This window comes from Bombilactobacillus bombi, from assembly GCF_003522965.1.
Taxonomy (GTDB): domain Bacteria; phylum Bacillota; class Bacilli; order Lactobacillales; family Lactobacillaceae; genus Bombilactobacillus; species Bombilactobacillus bombi.
This window is the reverse complement of sequence record NZ_CP031513.1, coordinates 299,767-321,700: the sequence shown is the minus strand read 5'-3', so window position 1 is coordinate 321,700 and position 21,934 is coordinate 299,767. Positions and strand designations below refer to the sequence as shown.

Sequence of the window (21,934 nt, the reverse complement as noted above, 5' to 3'; positions counted from 1 at the left end):
CGTATCTAAAAGTCAAAGCCAAAGTCATTACTGATGATTAAATCCATCTGAAATGTTTCAAATTCTTTAGTACCAGCCGTTATATTTTCAATTACTAAACGATAATCCTTTTGCCTATCATAAGATTGATTCTTAATCGATAATTTTAACCGATACATTCTAGATTCAATACGAGAATCCTGATTATCGACTAGTAAGTGAGCTTCAGTAGATATTATTTGGTTCAATTCATCAACAAAATAAATCTTGAATTCACTGGCTAAAACTGTATCACTAATAGGAGCCGTTTGGATAAATGGTAATGTGACTTCTAAAGCAGTAACTCGATGATTAGTATTGCCTAATTTTAATTCGACATATTGGGCTTGTGAGCGACTACTGGACATTTTAATATCTAAAACTGGTAAGAGCATCTCTTGCAAAGAACTGCCACCATGAACATAGTTCTGCGAACCCACTGTCTTAAACACATTGGCTGATTTTGGATAATAAATCCAGCGCTCATCGCTATTTTGTAAGACTTCACCTAAAGATAATACAGCTACCCCCATTTCTTCAATTTTTTCCTTTGCTAAAGCATATCGCGATTTCTTAGTTAAAGGATTAGTTAAATTCAAATCAATTTTATCTGATTCTAAAATTTGGCTATCTCGATAAACAAAACCGTGGTCAGCAGTAACTAATACGTGACTGACATTAATTGTTCTCAGAGCATGGATGAGCTGCTTCAGTTCATTGATAGCTTGCTGCGCTGCGTTAAATACTTCATCTTCCGTTTTGGCACTATCACCGATAGCATCAATTTGATTGTGATAAATATAAATTACTTTTTTACCTACAAACTTAGTTCTTAATTCTGCACTAGTACATTTTAATAATTCATCTAAACCAAAAGCTTCACTATCAGCATTATAACTTTTTAATACTTGTGCTCTTTTTTGTCGGGTATCAACTAACTTATTATCAACTAATATATTCAAATCATCTGTTAATTCTAAACTTTTATGGGGCAATAATGCTGACATGCCTAAATAAGTCACTGACGGCAAAGTACTAATTAAATAATCCATATTCATTTGAATACGATCGTCTTGATCTAACGTAGACTGCAATTCTTTAGCAATTTCAAACCGTAAGGCATCAGAAATAATAACAACGACTCGATCTTTTTGTGGACGTATATAATTGTGATAAAAATTTGACTGTTGATGTTTGCCTTGAGAATCTCGATAAGAAAAACTATTATTCCATGACTTAATAGATTCGTTTAAATATCGTGTTAAGTAAAATTGCGAAACTTGTTCTTTTAATTCTTTATAACTATTAGGATCACCCACTTTTTGATAAGTAGCGATAAAATATCGATACCAACTATCAATTTGGTAATCTGTTTGTAAATATTTATCAATTGCTTCAGCAGTCGATTCATAAGGCACAAACTTTTGTTTCAAAATATAAATAGCTAAAGTTAATAATCGATATTGTGCTTTAAATCTCCCCTCACGAGTTCGTTTTTGTCGCTCTTGACAAATAGTTAATAGATCTTGTTCACCTACAAGAGAATTTAAATCTCCTACTAAAACTCGCCTTTTTATCCACAATAAAATCAATCGATCAACACCGGCATAAAAATTAAGTTGTAATAAATTTTCCATATGAATTTTCTGTAAAAATTTTGCCAAGTTCAATTTTTGCCAAACAAAATCACTTAATTCATCAAAAATATTTTGCGATGCAGCTGAATCAGCAAAACTAGACATAAAAGTAGCCACATTGGTTAAGTGATCCATTTTATAATTATCAAATGCTTGGGGTAAATCTAATTCCATTTGCGAATAAGTATAATTAATATATAGAGCGCATACTAAATCTACTAGATTATTATCCGAAGGGACAAAACCAAATTCTTGGTTAATTAATTGCCAAAAATAATCTAATACGTTGTATTTATAAAACTCCGATAAAAAGGAATTATTATCTATTCCAGCAGCAAGTACTTTCTTTAAAAACGCATTAACCTGGATTTGGTCTACTCTTAAGACACTAGCAATAATACCTAATTCAGGATGATTAATGACGGTGTTATTTAAATGCTTTTTAAATCTGGCAACACGAGATTTATTACCGAAAAATTTGAAATGCTCTTTAATAAATGGCAATTGATTAGTGGGTAAATTCAATTCTTGTAAAAGTAATTGATAAACATCGGCAGTAAAAATTAATGAATATTCTTCTACATCTGTCAAAAAATTATTTTCAATATCTGGACGTGCAAAAGTTGCATAAATTAAATATTTTGTATTAGGATGATTTTCCAAAAATAATTTTGTTTTGAACTGTTCTCGTTCAGCCATTAGAATAACTTCTGCATCTAAGCCTTGACTAATAACATCCATATTATCAGCAAATTCAGCATCAGAGTCATACCAAAATATTAAACGCTGCTGTTCAAAAGCTTGATTTAATTTTGTAATAATTTTATTTACGTTTAATTCAGCCATTTTATTCCCCTATTTATTATCTTAGTTAATATTATACCGTAAATAACAAATTGAAAATATTGTTAAGAAAGAAGTTTAATACACCATTCAAATAAAATTTAAGCCTATGTTTATCAATATCGCTCACACCCAGATATAATACAGGTGTTATTAAGAATCTTATCGACCAAATTCCCGAAGTTTATTTTGATGTCCGCCAAAAAGGCCAAGTAGAAATTATTGGTTGGCTATATCAGTTTTATAATGAAGAACCCCATGACCAAGTAGTTAATATTACTGGTGGAGCAGTGAAGAAAAGTGATATTCCTGCAGCTACTCAACTTTTTACAACCGATTGGGTAGTACGGTACATGGTCGATAATTCTCTGGGAAAATATTATTTAGAACGCCATCCAGATAGCAATATTAATGCTAGTTTAGAATTCTTATTGCCAAATCATTTAATTCCTGTTGTAGAAAATCAAAAATTGCAAAATTATACCTTAATTGATAATGCAATGGGGTCAGGACATATTTTGATTTATGCATTTGATTTGTTTTTACAATTTTATCAAGAGCAAGGATATACCAAACGCGAAGCAGCTCATTTAATTGTGGAAAATAATTTATACGGATTAGATATTGATAAACGGGCTTTTCAACTTGCTTATTTTTCTTTGATGATGAAAGTTAGGGAATATGATCGCCACGCATTTCAAAGTAATATAAAGCCTAATTTATTTTATTTTGAAGATGTCAATGGTGTAAGTGATGAGTTTTACCAGAGGTTAGAAGCAATTAATCCTTCTTTGACTGAACAAATTAAAGAACTTGTTTCTATATTTAGTGATGCGCGAGAAATAGGCTCAATTATTCAAATAGATCATGATTGTCCTATCAATGATTTAATCAAATTAGTTCAAGGAATTAAAATAAATGATGAACTAGATTTATACAAAATTGATGAGTCCAAAGCAAAAATTCTCAAAATGTTCAAAATAATTCAGGTATTGTTACAAAAGTATGATGTAGCTGTCACTAACCCTCCATACTTAAATAAATTCAATCCACAACTTAAAAAATATCTGAAGAAATATTATAAAAATTATAGTCGCGATCTTTTTTCAGTTTTCATTTACCATAACGCTAATATGATTAAGCCTGATGGTTATGCAGCATTTATGACGCCATTTGTATGGATGTTTATTAAATCATATGAAGAACTGCGTACAGAGATTTTAGATACTAAGAAAATTGACAGTTTGATTCAATTAGAGTATTCAGCATTCGAAGAGGCTACAGTTCCGATCAATACTTTTGTACTAAAAAATACAAAAAACAATACTGATACTGGTATTTATCTAAAATTGTCTGACTTTAAAGGTGGTATGGAAATTCAAAAAGATAAAGTGTTAGAAGCCATTAGTGACCCTAATTGCAAATACTTATATCGTTCAAATCAAACGAATTTCCAAAAAATCCCTGGGAGTCCGATAGCTTATTGGGCAAGTGATAATCTGATTCATGATTTTGAAGTTGGATGTCCTATGGATTCATTAGTAACACCTAAAGTTGGATTACAAACTGGTGATAATAATAAGTTTCTCAGATTTTGGAATGAAGTTAATTATCAAAAGATTAAGTTCGATGCGAATAATCATTATGAAGCAAAGATATCAGAAAAAAAATGGTTTCCTTATAATAAAGGTGGTGCTTATCGTAAATGGTATGGTAATTATGATTATGTAGTTAATTGGGAAAATGATGGAAAAGATATAAAAAATGATAAATTATTCAGATTATCAATAGGTAAAATACTTGCTAGCAATTCTAAACCTAAAAACGAAGGTTATTACTTTCGTGAAGCAATAACTTGGCCTAAAATAACATCAGGAAAGTTTAATGCTAGATTCAGAAAAAAAGGGTCAATACATGATACTGCAGGTAATGAAGCATTTTCTGATAATCATAATTTATTAATTTACATTACTGGTTTTTCATGTACAAATGTATGTAATTATATCTTGTCTATATTAAATCCTACGATTAATGTACAAGTAAGTGATTTTGGAAATATTCCAATTATTGAAAAAAAACAACATTATATAAATAAAAATGTATGTAAAAATATAAATTACTCTAAAACAGATTGGGATTCTTTTGAAATTTCCTGGGATTTCCAGCACCATCCATTTTTAAATCATATCGCTGAACATAATTTATCACCTCCCTATTTTATGGTATTCTGGGAACTATTGTGCCAATTTTGTGCAAAAAGTAAGCACAAAATTTAAAAATGGAGGTTTTTATGGTAAGTTATCAAAAAAGAGGAAAGGTTTGGCAGTATGAAATATCATACAAAGATACTGATGGAAAATACAAAAAATTTCGTAAATCAGGTTTCAAATTAAAGTCAGACGCTGTTTTAGCAGCATCTGAAGTACAAATCAAGCAACCAATGTTTTCTAGATATAATACCGCTAATCAAACTCTAGCTATCTATTTTGACAATTGGATTATGTTATATAAACAAAATTATGTATCAAATATCACTTATATGAAATATCAAAATACATCCAAACATATCCGCCAATATTTTGGTAATATCAAGCTTAAAGATTTAAACAAAGATATTTATCAAGAGCGAATCAATCTTTTTTCTCAAACCCATGCTAAAAGGACAGTTTCATGTTTTCATAAGCATATTAGGGCTGCTTTATTAGACGCTTTAGATGAAGGAATCATTAATAAGGACCCTACCCGTAAAGCAGTAGTTACCGGAAAAAACTATCTTGCTGCTCAAAAATTTTTAAATTATGCTGACTGGAAAAAATTAATAAATGAATTAGATTGTAATAAAACCGGAGAATTAATGATTTATTTAGCTGCTTTAACTGGCATGCGTTATGGAGAAATTGCTGGCTTAACGCCTAATCATATCAATTATGAAGATAGTACTATTAAAGTGGATCGAACCTGGGATTATAAATATCGAACCGGTTTTAAAAAAACTAAGAACAAATCTTCTCGGCGAAAAATCCCCATTGATAATCACACACTGAATTTATTAGATATCTATATTAATGCTAATCATATCAAAGAAGATGAACTAATTTTTGAACACAATGGTCAAATTTACTATAGCGCACAAATTAATAATATTTTGACAAATAAATTGAAAGAGTTGCATCTGCCGCGCATTACTTTCCATGGTTTGCGACACACGCACGCTTCGATTTTACTTTATCAAGGTGTTAGTATTTTATCAGTGTCTAAACGCCTTGGGCATAGCAATACTACTACTACCCAATCCACTTATTTGCACATTATCAAAGAATTAGAAAATAAAGATAATGATCAAATACTATCAATTTTAAACAATTCATTTTAAATGAAAATTTTGGCACTTTTCTTGGCACAAAAAAGATCCTAACATTAATTCAATTAAGAATTAGGTAGGATCATTTTTATTTGATTGGCGTCAAAATCTTAGTTTCTGCTTGTACTTTTTTATGATTAACGAGTACACCATCATCTAAATCAAGTTCAATTCTTTGATTAGCCACATGTTGTAACTCTTGATCGTATTTAATAATTTCAGCAATTTGCTTTTTTAATTTAGAAATTTCCTTGTTAAATAGTTTGATTTGTTTTTTATCAGTTTCCATTTTTAACTGTTCTTGACGCATTTTCAACGTATTCTCGTAAGCCTGTTGTAACTCGTGCAAGTAACTCGAACGAACCATCGCCATTGTATCTGGATTATAACGATGCAAATAAATCAAAGCCTTAAAAGCTTGTGCACGTCCACTATTTAATTCCCAATAAATTGGGCGTTTTTGATAAATTTTAAGATGATCCTTTTTGAAAAAATCATTCAAGAAATATTGTCGAATAATATCGGTTGCTTCAACACCTTTATCAAATTTTTTAGGTTCTAAAGTAGATGCAATAAAATCTAAATTTTTGTATAAATTATCATCGCCAAAAATGGTTTTTAAAAATTCTTTCAAACGATAAATAATGTCACGATTATCACCAAAATAATCTGCATCTGTTAAAACCAGTATATTATCCGTATTGGGAGTAAAAGAGTGATATTTAGCACTATCCCATTCACCACCAGCATAAGCTAATCCCTCAACATCAAGTGAATAGCGACCAAAGACACAACCTATAAAGTAAGATAAAAATGATTTAACGTCCCGTAATTGATCAGCCTTGCGAACTGAAACATCTTTATCATCTTCTTCAGGAGTTAACTCTTCTTGTAAACCATATAAATCAATAAAAATCTTATTTAGTTCTTCTTCATTAGATTTCAATTGATTGAAACGATCTAAAGCTTCTTGTTTCCACTGATGATACGATTCCTCTAATGACCAATTTTGTTTATGTTCAGCGATATGATTTAAAAAAGGATGATGTTGGAAATCCCAGGAAGTTTCAAAAGAATCCCAGTCTAGTTTCGTTTTTATAACAAGCTTATTAATAACTTTTTCTATTGAATTAGAAGGTTTTAAAATTGGAAATCGCTTTAAATCACCCACTTGTAAATTTATAGTAGGATTAATAAGTTTTAAAATATAATCGCCAACTTTAGAATTTAATATACTCATAACAATTAGAAGATTTTCTTTTGTATTTGAAAAAGCAGACATACCTGATACATCGTGTATACTACCTGATTGTCTATAACGTAAGCTCAATTTACCACTTGTTATTAATGACCAAGTTATTGCTTCACGAAAGTAATATTCTGTATTTTGAGGTCTCGATCTAGTTTTACCATTTTCATCTTTAAAGTTTCTAATTTCATAACCATTATTCTCCCAATTTACTACATAATCATAGTTTCCATACCATTTACGATAAGCACCACCTTTGTTATAAGGAAACCATTTTTTATGAGAATTTATAGATTCTTCTATGCTATGTGAGTCAAAACTAACATTGTAAAGTTTCACTTCAAACCACTGTCTAATAAATTTATTATTATCACCAGTTTGTAATCCAACCTTGGATTCAGCAATAAACCTCATTGTTGTTCCAACTTCAAAATCATGAATCAGATTATCACTGGCCCAATAAGCTATCGGACTCCCAGTGATTTTTTGAAAATTTGTTTGATTTGAACGATTATATCGATTACCAATAATTGGTAATTTTTGTGGAATATTATCATCTGATATATCTTGTGTTTTAATTTGGTGATATGTGCCAACAAAATAGGGATTAATCATATTTCTAAAAATTGTTACTGCAGTGCCAAAAGCTATTCCCATAACGTTGTTTTCCATATGCATCAAATTAGAAATTGTATAGTTATCTAAAAGAGAAATACGCATTTTTTCAAAGCTAGACAAAAACATCCAAGACTGCATTGTTACCATGGCGTTATATCCTCCAGGTAGCATTTGCATATTCCATTTCTCAATGAACATTGAATAAAGATCAGATTTAGAATTAGGAAAAAATTTCTTAGAAAACAATAATAGATCTTTATTCATTCGAGCTGAACCCATATAAGGCGGGTTAGCAATTATAATATGAAATTTCATTTGTAGTATCTTAACAAGTGAATAATAGTTTTTAATTATAGTGATTAAATGTTGTATTTCATATGATAGTTGTCCATTTTGAGTCTTTTCAAGACTATCAATAATGTTTTTGATTAACTTTACATTGATTTTATCTACATTAAGCAATGAACCTAATGAATTATTATGATTAAATATCTGTCTTAGCTTATTTAATTCTTCGTATTGGTCAGATTTTAAATATAAACTAAGAACATCATTGTATGATTGAAAATCTTCAGATATCTTTGAAACTGTAAATAAATTAATACTTTCAATGTTTTTAAAGGCTTTTCTTGAATATTCACGTGCCTTCATTACGAGAGCAAAATAAGCTAATTGATATGCTCTTGTATCAATTTCTAATCCATAAAGATTTTTATTAAGAATATTCTTAACAGAATCATTGCTAGAGTATCCTTCAGATTCATATATTTGAATAAGTAAATCAAATGAATAAACCAAAATGTGGCCTGAACCCATTGCAGGATCTATTACTTTTATATCTTTAACAGAAATATTTTTAATAGATTTATCTACTTTGCTTGTTAACGCAGTAGAATCATCATTTTGTTTTGCGTCTTCCATATAATATTGCCAACCATAATTTTGTGCAATTTGTTTTTCACTCCTAACATCTCCATTAGAAATTAAATGATGTATCCAATATTTTCCTAATGAATTTTGTACCATGTATTTTACAATCCAATCAGGAGTAAAGATTTGTGTGGCACGTGCAATTTGATTTTTACGGTACTTATGCGATTTAGGTAAACTTATTACCTCAGCTTTAGGTTCTTCATTATAAAACTGATATAGCCAACCAATAATTTCTACTTGGCCTTTTTGGCGGACATCAAAATAAACTTCGGGAATTTGGTCGATAAGATTCTTAATAACACCTGTATTATATCTGGGTGTGAACAATAATTTCATGTAATCAGAAGTACGTTCAAAGAGACCTGGAAGGATTTTATTCAATTCATCTACTTGCTTAAAAAACAGCATCTGATACATTGCATCCAAATCATTACCACGTTCACTAGCTTTAGCTCTTCTAATTAATTCTAAATCACTATTTTCTACAATGTTTAACTCAGATTGCAGTTCATGATCTTCAGCATAAAAAACAATATCAGGTTCATTACGGCCTTCTTCACTAGATAGTACCCGAATTCGACTAGGCAAATAATCATTAACTTCCATAAAACGCAAAGCAATAATACGGTTAAACCAAGTATAAGATACTTCTTCAATTGTATCTGTAAAAGCTGTTTCCCAATCAGTACTTTTAGAACGTTCCTCCAAACGATGAACTAAGTTTTGTCGCCATTGAATTTGCTGTCCAGTAATGCCTGCACTATGTTCATCTTTATAAAATTTTATTTCTGAAGTGGAACTTGGCAATTCTTCCGCAGCTCCATCTTTGTCAATTCCTAATAAATTAGCTTGATTAGTTATTTGTTCAATTAAGTCACGTCGTGCTTGCACAGCAAATTTTCTTATACAATTTTTATCCATAATTAATTTCCTTTATTTAAGGTGTAATATTTAATTGGTCATTATTTTTTAATTCAGTTATTAACTTATTTTTTAAATTATTTATTAAATTATCAATATCTGCTTCATTAGTGATTTTTATTTTTTTATTACCTAATACTTGTGTTAGTGAGACTGTAGTTAAAGTAGATACTCCCTTACTCTCATTATTGTTAGAGCCTGTACCGTTTGGACCTGAAGTAGGAGTTAGTTCGTACTCTTGCACTTTGACTTGAATCTCTTGGTGCAGTTTTTTACTAATATTTCTAATTGCTTCACTTCCCCACACAATTATGTTCAAATCTTTATAGGATTTATCTTCTACCTCTTTTTGTTTTTGATTTATTTCAAAAGCAATTTTTTCTTCTAATTTACTTTTTACATCAGAATCCAAAGTAGCTTCTCGTACTTGTGCTTCTAAGTTTTGTTGTTGTGCAAAACAAAATTGCTGAAAATCTTTGAGCTTTTCATCTGCCATTTTACTAAATTGTTCAATAAAGTTTTTGTGTAATAAATTAAGTTTGGGTAAATTATCTCTTAAATTATCTTGGTTAGATAACTTCTTTTCTTCTTCCACAACTGCTTGTAACTCACTATCATCGTTAACTCCAATTTTTATTAATTCATACTTATCTAAATCTCGCTGAACTTTTTTCCAAATGTCTTGACTGTTTTCATTATGATAGAAGTCTGTAATACCATGGTCTTCCATATCATCCTTCCAATCATACAATTGCTCCAACATCCCTGGAATTTGCTCATAAAAAATATCCTGTGCAATTGCCTGTTGCAGCTTAGTCAACAAATTAACTCCAGTCTGTAAATACTGATCACCCGGCATTTGTTTTTGATTAAGATAACTATTTAATTCAACAATTTTATTATTAATCTCTGGAGTTAAGCTATTTATAATTTTTTCTGGATCATCTTTACTGCTTACAACAAACCTTTTATCTAAAATATCAGCCGCGAATTCTTTTGCAGCCTTAATTTGCTTAAGGGGAATTTCTTTTTTTGGTTGGAATGTTAATTTATCTAGATATTGCTTCTTCGTAAAATATACCACGGCAACTTGCTTATCTGCTTGTGCCTTCGATAAGGTTAATTTCTCACCATTCATTTCTACTCGCAGGTCACCTGCTGCAAAACATTTAGCCAAAATCCACTCAATATCTTCAGCAGTATAATGATAAGGAATTTTTTCAAATTTACTAATAACACTTCTTAAAGAAACTTTCCCCTGAATTCCGACCATTTCTGTAATTTTTGATAAAACAGTTTTGATTGCTTGTTCATTGTCATTATCTTGAACCATTTCTTGTGCATCAAATAGATGTAAGATATCTCTTTCACTTTTAGCAGCAGTAATATAAGACAATTGGCGATAAGTATCATCAATTAACATTTGCTGAGCTTGTGCTAAGGTATTGGCAAAATCCTTATTATGGTCTAATTTCTCCCCGTTTACATAGATATTGCTATCTTCCAAAGCATTAGCTATTAAGCTCTTGACTGAGTCTAATAATTGACTACGTTCTTGAGATTTTCCAATAATAATTTGTTGTCTTCGTTCATCAGTATTTCCAGCATTATTTTTTCGCAAAAATTTACTAATTTGTTCAGCTCGATGTATATAACGCAAGTATTCATTATCATCAGGTAAGTCAATAACAATTTTAGGTTCTTCAGGTGAAAGTGAAATCCGACGTAATTCTGCTTCCTGTTGATTGTATTGAATACTTAAAGGTGAATATACTTGAATTGTTAGTTCCCGGTTGCTAGCACCAATGGGAATATCATCGATATTTCGATTAAAGCCAAAGATATATCGTCCTTTTAATTTAGGATAAGTAAATTTGCTAGTAATAATTTGGTCAACAAACAAATAACTTGCTCCCAATATTTTAGAAACTTCTGAATCGCTCACTTCTTCATTTTTAATTTCATTATTAACATCTTGTTCAGCATCTGTTAAAAATTCATAGGCATTTAAATTTTTCAGAATATAATTTTGACTTTCTAAATCTCTTAAAGCTTGCTTAATTTTGATTTCTAAATCTTGACGATCAGAATCGATTGAATCGAGCAATAATGTTGTCAGATTATAAGGTGTTGCGTCAAAGCCATCCACATACTTCACCATGAAAAGTGTTTTTAAAATCTGAACTGCAAAGGGATTTTGCTCATGATTAGGATTAATAATATTATCTTCTTGAGCACGGTTAATTGTTAAAGTATGATTATGGTCTAAAAATTGTGCCAAACCTTCAAAAAATAAACTAAACGGAACCAAAGCTCCAACTTCCTGATTTTCATAGGCTTGAGCAGCTTCTTGGAATGTTGCCAGCATGGAACGCTCCCCTTCTGACAAATGCTTTCCATCTGATCCATGTAAACGAATAGCATTTAAAACATCTTGTAATAAATTAAATTGATAAGGCACAAAAGGATAATTCACTGCGAAACTTTCTGGTGAATCATATTTAGGGCGTTTGATACCAGAATCAAAGTCAATTTTATTATTAATGCTATGACGATTATCAGTATAAAGCTCTTCTAAGCGTTGAGTACTATTATCATTTTTTTGCAGAATTCTTTTTTTAATAACTTCATCAACATTAGCTGAACTCATAGAAATCCGCGTTTTAAAGCGCCCTTGAATTTTCGAAAAATCTTGACCATTAATGTTATCAGTAACTTGATCAATTGCTTGTTGGGAAGTCACAATAACCCAAGCTTTACCATGCGTTTGGGCACCTAATTCTTCAACAATCGTTTGTAAGTTCAACATCCGATTAACATCATCACCAATGAATTGTCCAACTTCATCAGCCAAAAAGACAACATGGTGATTATTACCTTGCTCTTGAATATATTGATTAACTTTTTGAGCAAATTCTTCAATGGTAATTTCATAAGGTGTACTTAACAAGTTTATGTATCCTTGAGCATTTTCTTCATTCATATAGTTAATTTCCACTAATGCTTGTTTAATTGTTGCAATTTGAAAGCTATAATGATTAACACCTATTGACCAATCCATACCAGATAATTCTGCAAACTTACTTTGAAATTGTTGATATAAGTCCTTTTTCTCTAAGTCTTCTTCTAAATCTGCAATATATGGACTCTTTGTCGAATAACCACGCATCTCATTAAAAACACTAACAAAAACATTTAAAATAGCGTTATGATCTTTGCCAGCATTAGCATCTGCTTTAGAATCAATATTAAATAAGATCACATCTGTGGGTATTTGTGCTGCTTGTTCCATTTGTCCCAAGACAAAAGAATCAACTATTTTGTTGTCTTCTTTAAAGTAATCTAAAGCTGATTTTCCAGCAACTTGTTCATTACCTAAAAGATAAGATAAAATTTTCAAAAAGTGCGATTTACCAGAACCGAAGAATCCATCAATCCATACGCCCATATTGTCTGTATTACCATCAATACTTTTTTGATAAGCATCAAAAAAACTAGCAAAATGTTGTTGTAATTCTTTGGTTACAACATATTCTTCTAACTCTTGTTTTTTGATATCATCTTGAATTTGACCAACTTTAACAACACCTTTAATATCTCGATCAATGGATTTTTTGAATATATCTTTAATTATCATTTTTATTTTCTCCTTAAATACTAAATGCTCGATAATAATTACTATCTTCAACTTTCCCAAAAGCCTTAAGACTCAATCCATCATAACTGCCAGGATAAAACATAACTACTGGATATTCATCAATAATTTGAGTCATAGTATTCAAAATTTTATGAGCTCTCAAAATTGGATAAATTTGACCAATGCCCGTCAAAAAGATAACAGATTTACTATCAGCTAAGTGATTGTTAATATATTGCACAATAATATTATTATCTTCATCCATTTCCAAAATATTATTAATTTGCACTATTACTTCTGTCAACCCGTGTGCTAATTCCATCTGCATCAATGGTTTTTGATAATGAAATTGATTGATATAATCAAGCACAATATCAAAAATATTAAAAACTTGAATGTTAAGATTGCCAATAGGATTGGCTTGTAAATAATTTATTCTTTCGCGGACTTGCATTTCTTCATGTGGATTATAGGCAAAAATATAATAGCCTACTTCATTAGATAAGCCAGCATTATTTTGAAAACTGGCTTGAGAAATTTTTTTTTCTAAACGTTGAAATTTTTCTTCTAAAGTTTCTCTTTTTTCCACTATTAAGATCCCTCCAATGTACTTAATTCATAGTCCAAATGTGCTGCTTTTAATGACTGAATTAAGAAGATATCTAGCATTATCGGCGTCACGTCATCAGAATTCTTTCGTTGATTCTTCTTTACTAATCCTGTTTCTCTCAAAAGAGATTTAATAGTAGATTTCAGATGATGGATAGTTGCCTCTTGCCAAGAAGCTACTTGAGCATTTTCTTCTTGTTTACGCGTTAAAAAAGCTTGAATTTCAGCATCTTCTAATTTACGATCACCTAGAATTAATTCATCTCGATATACTTCATACATAAATTCTCGTAATAATCGATTAGTTAGCATAATTCCTAAGAAATCAACTAATTTTTGATTAGTGACATCTAGTTGAAAATAAATCTCTCGAACTTCTTGTGGAATAGCAATAATTCTATTAGTTAAAGCCCGTGACATTCTTTGTGCACGGTTTGTAGAGCTAGCTTGAAAAATATTTTTTTGATCACTCAAATTTTTGACTTCTGAGTAAGTTTTGCCTTGGTTTAAATAATTAAGATACAGATTAAATTCTTCATACCATAAACTTTGAGAAACAATACCAGCATTGTAATATTTCATTAAATTACCCCATTTATAATTTTATGCGGCTATTTAGATTGTAGCCCACTAAACTTCAGCTTGTCCATCAATCTTTTATTTTACAAGCTAAAAAATATATAAAACTCTTAAAATAACTAAAGGCAAAACAGTTCTACAAAATTATTTTATTATTTGTTGTAATATTATACGATCTTACTAATTTTACTTAGGAGTGTATCTTATGCACAACTAATTAATCAACGGCTAATTGATTATCTTCAAAAAAGAGATTTGACTATCAATCGAATAGCAACTTTATCAAATTTATCGCAATCTACTGTTAATAATCTTTTTGATGATTCCATCAAAAGTCCAACAATTTCGACTGTTAGAGCTATCTGTTATGGTCTAAATATATCCGTTACGGAATTTTTTGATTTTCCACTATATAATGAAATTCAAAAATAGAATCTAATGTAAATTTGAGTTTAATTATTTAACGTTATTTTTTAAAGACAAATCAAAAGTCTTCCATAAAATTTAAAGATAATATTTATGGTAATTAACACTAAAGAGCGCATTTTTTAGGAGTATTACTATGAATGATCATGAATTAATAATTAATCGTCTATATAAATTGTTAAGTGAAAGAAATTTGACAATTAATCGTTTAGCCACTTTATCAGGAGTCAGTCAATCAACAATTGCTTCATTAATTAATCGACCTACCGGTGTACCCAAAGCTGATACTCTACGCCAACTTTGTTCTGGATTAGGAATTTCAGTTGTCGAATTCTTTGATTTTTCACCATATAATGAGGTTGAGAAATGAAAAAGGTTGGTAAAAAACTTAATTAGACATAAAAATAGCTATTATACAAGTATTATTTAATTTTTGTATAATAACTATTTATTTAAAATAAAACATATATGCTAAATGTGATTTATTAATGTAGATTTAAAAACATAAAAATTAAAATAAATTTATTATAAATCTTTTTTTGTAAGGTTTAGTTCTAGACTTTTTGTAAATCTTAAATATATGTTAGCTTTTTATTCTATCACTGAGGTTATACTTAACTTTATTAGGAAGTATACCCATAAAGTAATCTTCAATAACATCCCAAAACCAATTTGAATAATTTAATATTCTTTCTTTAGGAGTTGTCTCGGATTGTTTTTTTGTAAATAGATACTTCAACATCTCTACACTAGTATAATGTTTGTTTTGAACATCTTGTAAAATACTATTTTGATAAAAATCACCTTGTTTAATAGCCTTCTCAAGTGGATAAATTGAGTTCATTCGTAAATATATTTGTGGATTATTACCACCAATCACTTGATAATTTAATAATTTTCGAGCTTCTCCAATACCTAAAGCGGCTATTCTGGCATCAATATCATCTCCATGAGATCTAAAATAAAAGGTGAATATTTCATCACTTTTTTGAAGATAATTATCAGTTGGTTTAAGAATGGAAGTAATTGTTCTAATAATAAATTTAGTAAAAATATCACAATCTTGATAAATTTTATATTTGGGTTTATCAACATTACTATTAGGACGCTCAGATATAAATTTCATTTCTTTAATTTTTCCAAACTCAAATGCAGAATTAACAATTGTTTGTGCAAATGCTCTAGCTTCAAATTTATCAGATATTTTTAATGAACGCATAAAGTAATTTCCCAATTCAATAATAGTAAATTCATTACCAGTTATTTTTTTATCATTTACAAAGTTTTCAAAGGAATCTAATATAATATGGTATTGGGACAATATATTATCGATTGAATTATTATTGTTTAAAATAGTTTCAACACCTGAAGCATATATAAATTTTTCAAATAAATTTTTATGTTGTAATTTGTCACGTTCCTCTTGATTAAACAATGCAAATTTAAAACTAGGAAATGACATTCTTTTATAATACTTTTCCCAAATCCCACTCAGATTAACTTGATAGACAGCTGAATATGTTTTACTTGTTAAATCAAACTTTTTATAAAAATATCTTTCCAAACGAGACTTAATAAACTTTTCTTCTAGTTCTGAAGTAACAAATATTAAATCATTACCAAATACGCTTCGTGGTCTAGCTACAAAAGGAGAATATCCAAGCTTATTTGGTGATGAAAAATCTTTTTCTATCATTAATAGTACAGTTTTAACTTTATTATCCAATGAGTTTTCATCTTGTTTATTTTGTACAAAAATATATTTAAAATCTTCAGGACTAATAATTAGATTACGATTATTTCCCTTTTCTTTATAAATAGATAATACTTTTCTCATTACCTCAATAATTTGTGATTTTCTAATAGCAGACATACCATGAAGTTGTTTAACTTCATTCATATCCTTAGAAAGAAAATCAATCATCCCAAATCCATAAGGAATTTTATCTTTCTCACGTGCAGCACGGCCAATCTCTTGAATATAATCTACAACACTTCCAGTTGGAGCGTAATGATAAACATTAGTGATATCTGGAATATCAATTCCCATTCCAAAAGCTTTAGTTGCTAAAACAAATTGTAATTCTCCTGTTTTATATTTTGATAATACTTCGTCTTTTTCTTCTTTTTGTAAAGTACCATAGTATTTACCTGTTTTTTGAGCTATAGCTGGTTCATTCAGATCAATAAAATTATAAAAATCAATTAACAATTTTACTGTTGGAAAATAAAGCAATGACTTTTGTTTGTTCTTTGTTGCATACTTTAGATGCTTTAAAGCAAGGGCATTTTTTGTTTTTCTATAATCTCTGCCTTCTACGTTTAAGTACTTATCACTACTTTGAACATTCATTAATATATCATCTCGTCTGACCTTACCAAAATACGAAATAGGACTTATCATATTCAAACTATTTCTTGTGTCTAAATACATATCTTCTTTGCCACCATAAATTGCAGTTGCTGTAAAGGTCACAATTGGAAAACTGTACTCTTTTCTTAATTTAGCCAGATATATGCCTAGATACCAATAATCAGCTCTGAAGGATTTTCCCCATGTTGTAACAATATGGGCTTCATCAACAATAACTACGCCAATATTTCTATTACCAATAATAGTTTTAATATTACTACGAGCTTGTAATGTTTCTGGTGATAAATATAATACATCTACTTCTTGGCTTTGCACTTTTTCTAAAATTTTTTCTTTTTCAAAAGGGGGTGTATTACCATTAATTGTTGCTGAAGTATACACACCTTTATTTTTCATATCATTAACTTGATCATTCATTAAACCTATTAAAGGTGAGATTACCAAAGTTAGGGGTTTATCATTCTTATATTTTTGTGCTAGATACAAAGCAGGTATTTGAAACATTATAGATTTACCAGCGCCAGTAGATGCAGTTATATAAACATCATGAAATGCTTCTCCATCCATTGCTTGTTCTGCTTGCTTTACTATATCATCGATAATTTGTGCTTGCGAAATTTTAATAGTATCTTTAGAATGGTTTTCTATATCTTTATAAAAATAAATTTCACGAAATTCATTATAACCATACACATCATTTAAAATTTTTAAATAATTTTGTTCATTTGCAATAACTTCTCTTTTAATTGAAAGAGTTTTAAAGAAAAAATGTGCTTGTGTTAATTTTTTTAGAATGTTCAAACGTTCTAAATAGTTATTGGGTAAAGTCTGTGGATCTCCAGAGAAAGTAAAAATTATATTTGAACTATTGTTATCTTGAAGAAGTCTCTTTTCCATATCTAAAAACGGAATTTCATCATCTGAGAGTTCAATGCTTTCTGCATTTTCTTTTGGAGATTTTTTAGAATAGTCCACAATAACTGGTATATCTTCATAATATTTATAAGATTTTATATCACTTCTTATTTCTGGATAAGTAACATAATAATTTCCACTTTGTTTAGAATAATCAATTTTACCATAAAAAAAAGAGATATTTTCTAATAATTTTTTTTGCTCTGGCTCTAGTTCGTTATCTTCTTGATAATATAAGTATTGATAAATATTTTCTATATTAGATAGCGTTTGCATATATGGAAATTGTTTATCATATAAGTTATTCTCAAGAACAATAATTGGCATTTTATTTATTGATTCTTGATTTTTAAACAATTGATATTCTTCAATAGTCATCCAGTTATAATCATCATCAAAAGTTCTTTTATCAATGATTTCATCTACCACTTGATTGCTAATAATTTTTAAATTTACTTCGTCATAATTATTAATATTAAAAGAAAAATATTTATTATTCGATGGAAGTTTGCTTGTATCGAATCCCTTTAATACGATAATAGACTTTCCATTCTCTTTTATTATTTTTTCAATTTTATCTTTTATCATAATAGAAATTTTCTAGCCTTTCTAATACTATAGGATTTTGTAATTTTTTGATAGCCTTATTTTGAATTTGTCTAACTCTTTCTCTGCTTATTCTCTGAATTTTCCCAATTTCTTCAAGTGTATATTTTTTACCATCAGTTATACCAAAGCGTAAATCTAATATTTTAGATTCTTTATCAGATAATTGTTCTTTAAACAATGCCTTAATTTCACTTTTAAGTTCTTCTTTGTCTACATATATTTCAGGTGAACAATAGTTATTATTATCTGGAATAAATTCAATTAAAACACTATCACCATCATTATTAATAGGCTTTTCTAAACTCATAACATTAAATAAATTTCTATATTTTTTTAGATCATATAACTCTTTTGTTGATATACCAAGCAATTCAGCTAATTCTTCTGATGATCCTAATCGACCATTTTCTCTCCAAAATTCATTTTCTACTAATGTATATTTATTAATCTTTTCTATCATATGAACGGGTAATCTAATAGTATTACCAAAATTATTTATACCTCTTATAATTTGTTGTTTAATCCAATACACTGCATAAGTTGAAAACTGATTTTCCCTACTTAAATCAAATTTTTTAGCCGCTTTTATAAGTCCTTCCACACCAATTTGGCACATATCATTAAAATCAAAAGATGAAGTTGAAAATTTTTTATATCTCATTGCAACTTTAGATACAAGTCTTTTATTTGCTCTTACAAGATTATCTAGTGCTTCCATTTGATTTTGACTATTTTTATCATTTGATTGGTAATTTGATAAATATTCTAAATTATATTTCTTATCTATCACATCCCTTAATCCTGATTTTTCTTTTTTAAATGATTCGCTACTAAGTATGTCATCCAAGTTTTCTGAGTCTAAATCATCTAAAAAATCAAAGTCTTTATTAATTTTTTCGCTATCTCTATTAACAACTATCGTATAACCAGAAGATTTTAAAATTTGACGAATCTGTGTTTTAGTTTCTGAATTAATTTTTTCCTTTTTAAACCAATTTAATAAATCAATTTCATTAATTTCTCTATTAGAATTAATAATTTCTCTTAAAGTAGAAAATATTTCTTTGAAAGATAAAGAATAATCAATAACTCTTATATTTAGTGAGTCTAATTCTTTCCATACAAGTTTTTCTTCAATATTAGAAATTGGATATTCGTTAATCAAATCATAAATTTTATCAATATTTAATCTTCCTCCAAATCTAAAGTTATTATTTATATAATCTATAATTAGGGATAAGTTATCACTCATTGCAACCTCCTGTAACAAGTAATTTATATATTTAAATAACTTGTTATCTTATTAATTTAAATAAAAACTAAATATTGCAATATAATTATAGTTTAGCTAACAATTTATTGATTGGCAATTCAAACCTTTATTAGATACAGATTAATAGTACCTAATTTTTCGAGATTGAAAATTACTATTTATTAAATTTAATATAAAAAATGATAACACCAAAAAAGTCCTAAAACTTGACTAATTGTCAAATTTCAGGACTTTTTATTTATTTAATATGAAGTTTGCGACGCAATGTAGCAATTTTTGGTCCGACAATCTTTTCCGCAATACGTACTTTTAAGATTAAATAACTATAAATCAAAGCACCCACAATAACTTCAACAACCAACAACGCTACCGATAAAATCCGGTTATCTGGTGAAATAAAGTGATATCCTATCCAATCAATTAATATTACTACAACTAGCATAAATACTGATAACAGTAAGATACCAAAGGTTCGCCGAATTGTTTGATTGATATCAAAGCCAAATTTAGTCTGTAATAAGCGAAACATCAAAATTGAAGTGACTAACATTCCGATACCTGTAGCCAGCAATGGCCCAAAAGTATGAAAGAAATAAATACATGGGTATTGGGCGATAATCTTGACTCCAAACCCCACTAAAAAGTACTTAATAGCTAGCCCATTTTGATAAAGGCCTTGCAAAATAGCCGATAATACCGTGAACAAGGCTAACAAAATGGCAATAATAGAATTGAATTGCAAGATATAAATTCCTAATTGATCATAGCGATAAAACAAAATATATAACGGCTTAGCTACTGCATACATCCCTAAGGCCGAAGGAATCATCACCAAGAAAAATAGCTGCAAAGTACTGCCAATTTGTTCATTCACATCCTTAGCATCATGCCGTGAATAGGCAGCAGATAACAATGGTACGGCAGTAACTGCCAAAGCAGTCGACAATGAAACAATAATCATAATAATTTTATTTGTATTAAAGCTAAACAGCGCATATAGTGCATTCAAAGTATCTGTCGACAAATGTTGCACTGTGTTCATCATGAAATTAAAAGTTTGCTGATCAAAAATCTGAAATAAAATAATCCCAGAATCTAAAATAATAAATGGCAGTGCTTGACTCCAAATTTCTACAAAGAAATTTTGCCCACTAGTATCAACTTCATTATTGCTGCCTTGCGATAATTTACGTAGACGTGGTAATTGTTTGATAAAATAAATAATCAAAATTCCCAGGCCAAAAATAGCACCAATAAAAGCAGCAAAAGTAGACTGAGCTACTGCATTAATATAGCTTCCCTTTTGAACTTTCATAATAAAATACGTTGCGGCCAAAATATAAATTACTCGAGCCACTTGTTCAATAAACTGAGAAATAGCTGACGGCGCCATTTGTTCGTAGCCTTGGAAATATCCTCGTACGATACTCATAATGGGAATAATTAACAACGCCCAAGATAAAGCTCGTAAAACAGGCACTACATTTTGATCGCCACCAGATAATATCACTGCTAAAACGGGAGCACCGAAGTACATAACAGCAGCTGTTATTACTCCTGTAATGGCCATAATCTTTAATCCTTGTTTAAACAGTTTATTACCCGTAGCATATTCATTAATTGCATTATAATGGGCAATTTGCTTCGAAATTGCTCCCGGGATCCCCGCAGTCGAAATAATCAAAAACAAACTATAAATATTGTAGCCCTTACCAAAGAGCGAATTAGCTAACTTGGCAGTTAATAAGGAGCCAAACCAATTATTCCAAGGAATAACATAGATTGCACCGAGAATTCTTGAAAAAATACTCCCAGCTGTCATCCATGCTGAGCCTTTAATCAAAGACGCTTTACTTTGCGAATTAGACTCAGAAGTAATGGATGTTTGAGTATCATTATCCATTGAATCGTCCTCTCTGAATGATATCGAAG

12 protein-coding genes are annotated in these 21,934 nt (G+C 29.4%); 4 read left to right on the top strand and 8 right to left on the bottom strand.

Annotation, left to right across the window (positions count from 1 at the left end):
* Positions 1-5: 5 nt before the first annotated feature.
* Complete coding sequence (gene pglZ / locus DS830_RS01705; RefSeq protein WP_118908013.1) at positions 6-2,501, bottom strand: BREX-1 system phosphatase PglZ type A; 2,496 nt, start codon at positions 2,499-2,501, stop codon at positions 6-8.
* Positions 2,502-2,617: 116 nt separating this feature from the next.
* On the opposite strand from pglZ, the gene pglX (DS830_RS01700) reads away from it, so the two are divergent.
* Both pglX (DS830_RS01700) and DS830_RS01695 read left to right on the top strand, forming a co-directional pair.
* Positions 2,618-4,774 carry a BREX-1 system adenine-specific DNA-methyltransferase PglX gene (gene pglX / locus DS830_RS01700; protein WP_118908012.1) on the top strand — a complete coding sequence of 719 codons (2,157 nt, stop codon included), beginning with the start codon at positions 2,618-2,620 and terminating at the stop codon, positions 4,772-4,774.
* A gap of 14 nt (positions 4,775-4,788) precedes the next feature.
* On the top strand, positions 4,789-5,871 hold the full coding sequence (locus tag DS830_RS01695) for a tyrosine-type recombinase/integrase (protein WP_118908011.1): 1,083 nt from the start codon (positions 4,789-4,791) through the stop codon (positions 5,869-5,871).
* Positions 5,872-5,947: 76 nt separating this feature from the next.
* Here the strand turns inward: DS830_RS01695 and pglX (DS830_RS01690) are convergent, their stop codons facing one another.
* The 4 genes from pglX (DS830_RS01690) to DS830_RS01675 are packed head-to-tail and all read right to left on the bottom strand — an operon-like array spanning position 5,948 to position 14,408.
* Positions 5,948-9,580 carry a BREX-1 system adenine-specific DNA-methyltransferase PglX gene (gene pglX / locus DS830_RS01690; RefSeq protein ID WP_118908010.1) on the bottom strand — a complete coding sequence of 1,211 codons (3,633 nt, stop codon included), beginning with the start codon at positions 9,578-9,580 and terminating at the stop codon, positions 5,948-5,950.
* 16 nt (positions 9,581-9,596) lie between these two features.
* A complete protein-coding gene (gene brxC / locus DS830_RS01685) occupies positions 9,597-13,217 on the bottom strand; it encodes a BREX system P-loop protein BrxC (RefSeq protein ID WP_118908009.1) in 3,621 nt (1,206 codons plus the stop codon).
* Between the two features lie 13 nt (positions 13,218-13,230).
* Positions 13,231-13,806, bottom strand: coding sequence for a DUF1788 domain-containing protein (locus DS830_RS01680; RefSeq protein WP_240366814.1), 576 nt, complete (start codon positions 13,804-13,806; stop codon positions 13,231-13,233).
* Positions 13,807-13,808: 2 nt separating this feature from the next.
* Positions 13,809-14,408, bottom strand: coding sequence for a DUF1819 family protein (locus DS830_RS01675; RefSeq protein ID WP_118908008.1), 600 nt, complete (start codon positions 14,406-14,408; stop codon positions 13,809-13,811).
* A 171-nt stretch (positions 14,409-14,579) separates the two neighbouring features.
* Between DS830_RS01675 and DS830_RS01670 the strand changes: the two genes are divergently transcribed.
* Together DS830_RS01670 and DS830_RS01665 are read left to right on the top strand one after the other, a co-directional pair.
* Entirely contained in the window at positions 14,580-14,837 is a 258-nt protein-coding gene (locus DS830_RS01670; protein WP_338024780.1) for a helix-turn-helix domain-containing protein, read from the top strand.
* Positions 14,838-14,967: 130 nt separating this feature from the next.
* Entirely contained in the window at positions 14,968-15,201 is a 234-nt protein-coding gene (locus DS830_RS01665; RefSeq protein WP_118908006.1) for a helix-turn-helix domain-containing protein, read from the top strand.
* 213 nt (positions 15,202-15,414) lie between these two features.
* Here DS830_RS01665 and DS830_RS01660 read toward each other — a convergent pair whose 3' ends face one another.
* The 3 genes from DS830_RS01660 to DS830_RS01650 all read right to left on the bottom strand — a co-directional run bounded on the left by DS830_RS01660 (position 15,415) and on the right by DS830_RS01650 (position 21,905).
* Complete coding sequence (locus DS830_RS01660) at positions 15,415-18,708, bottom strand: DEAD/DEAH box helicase (RefSeq protein WP_118908005.1); 3,294 nt, start codon at positions 18,706-18,708, stop codon at positions 15,415-15,417.
* A complete protein-coding gene (locus tag DS830_RS01655) occupies positions 18,695-19,981 on the bottom strand; it encodes a sigma-70 family RNA polymerase sigma factor (RefSeq protein WP_118908004.1) in 1,287 nt (428 codons plus the stop codon). Before DS830_RS01655 ends, DS830_RS01660 begins: the two co-directional genes overlap by 14 nt.
* 259 nt (positions 19,982-20,240) lie before the next feature.
* Positions 20,241-21,905 (bottom strand): putative polysaccharide biosynthesis protein, encoded by a 1,665-nt coding sequence (locus DS830_RS01650; protein WP_118901036.1) that lies wholly within the window; start codon positions 21,903-21,905, stop codon positions 20,241-20,243.
* Positions 21,906-21,934: the final 29 nt, after the last annotated feature.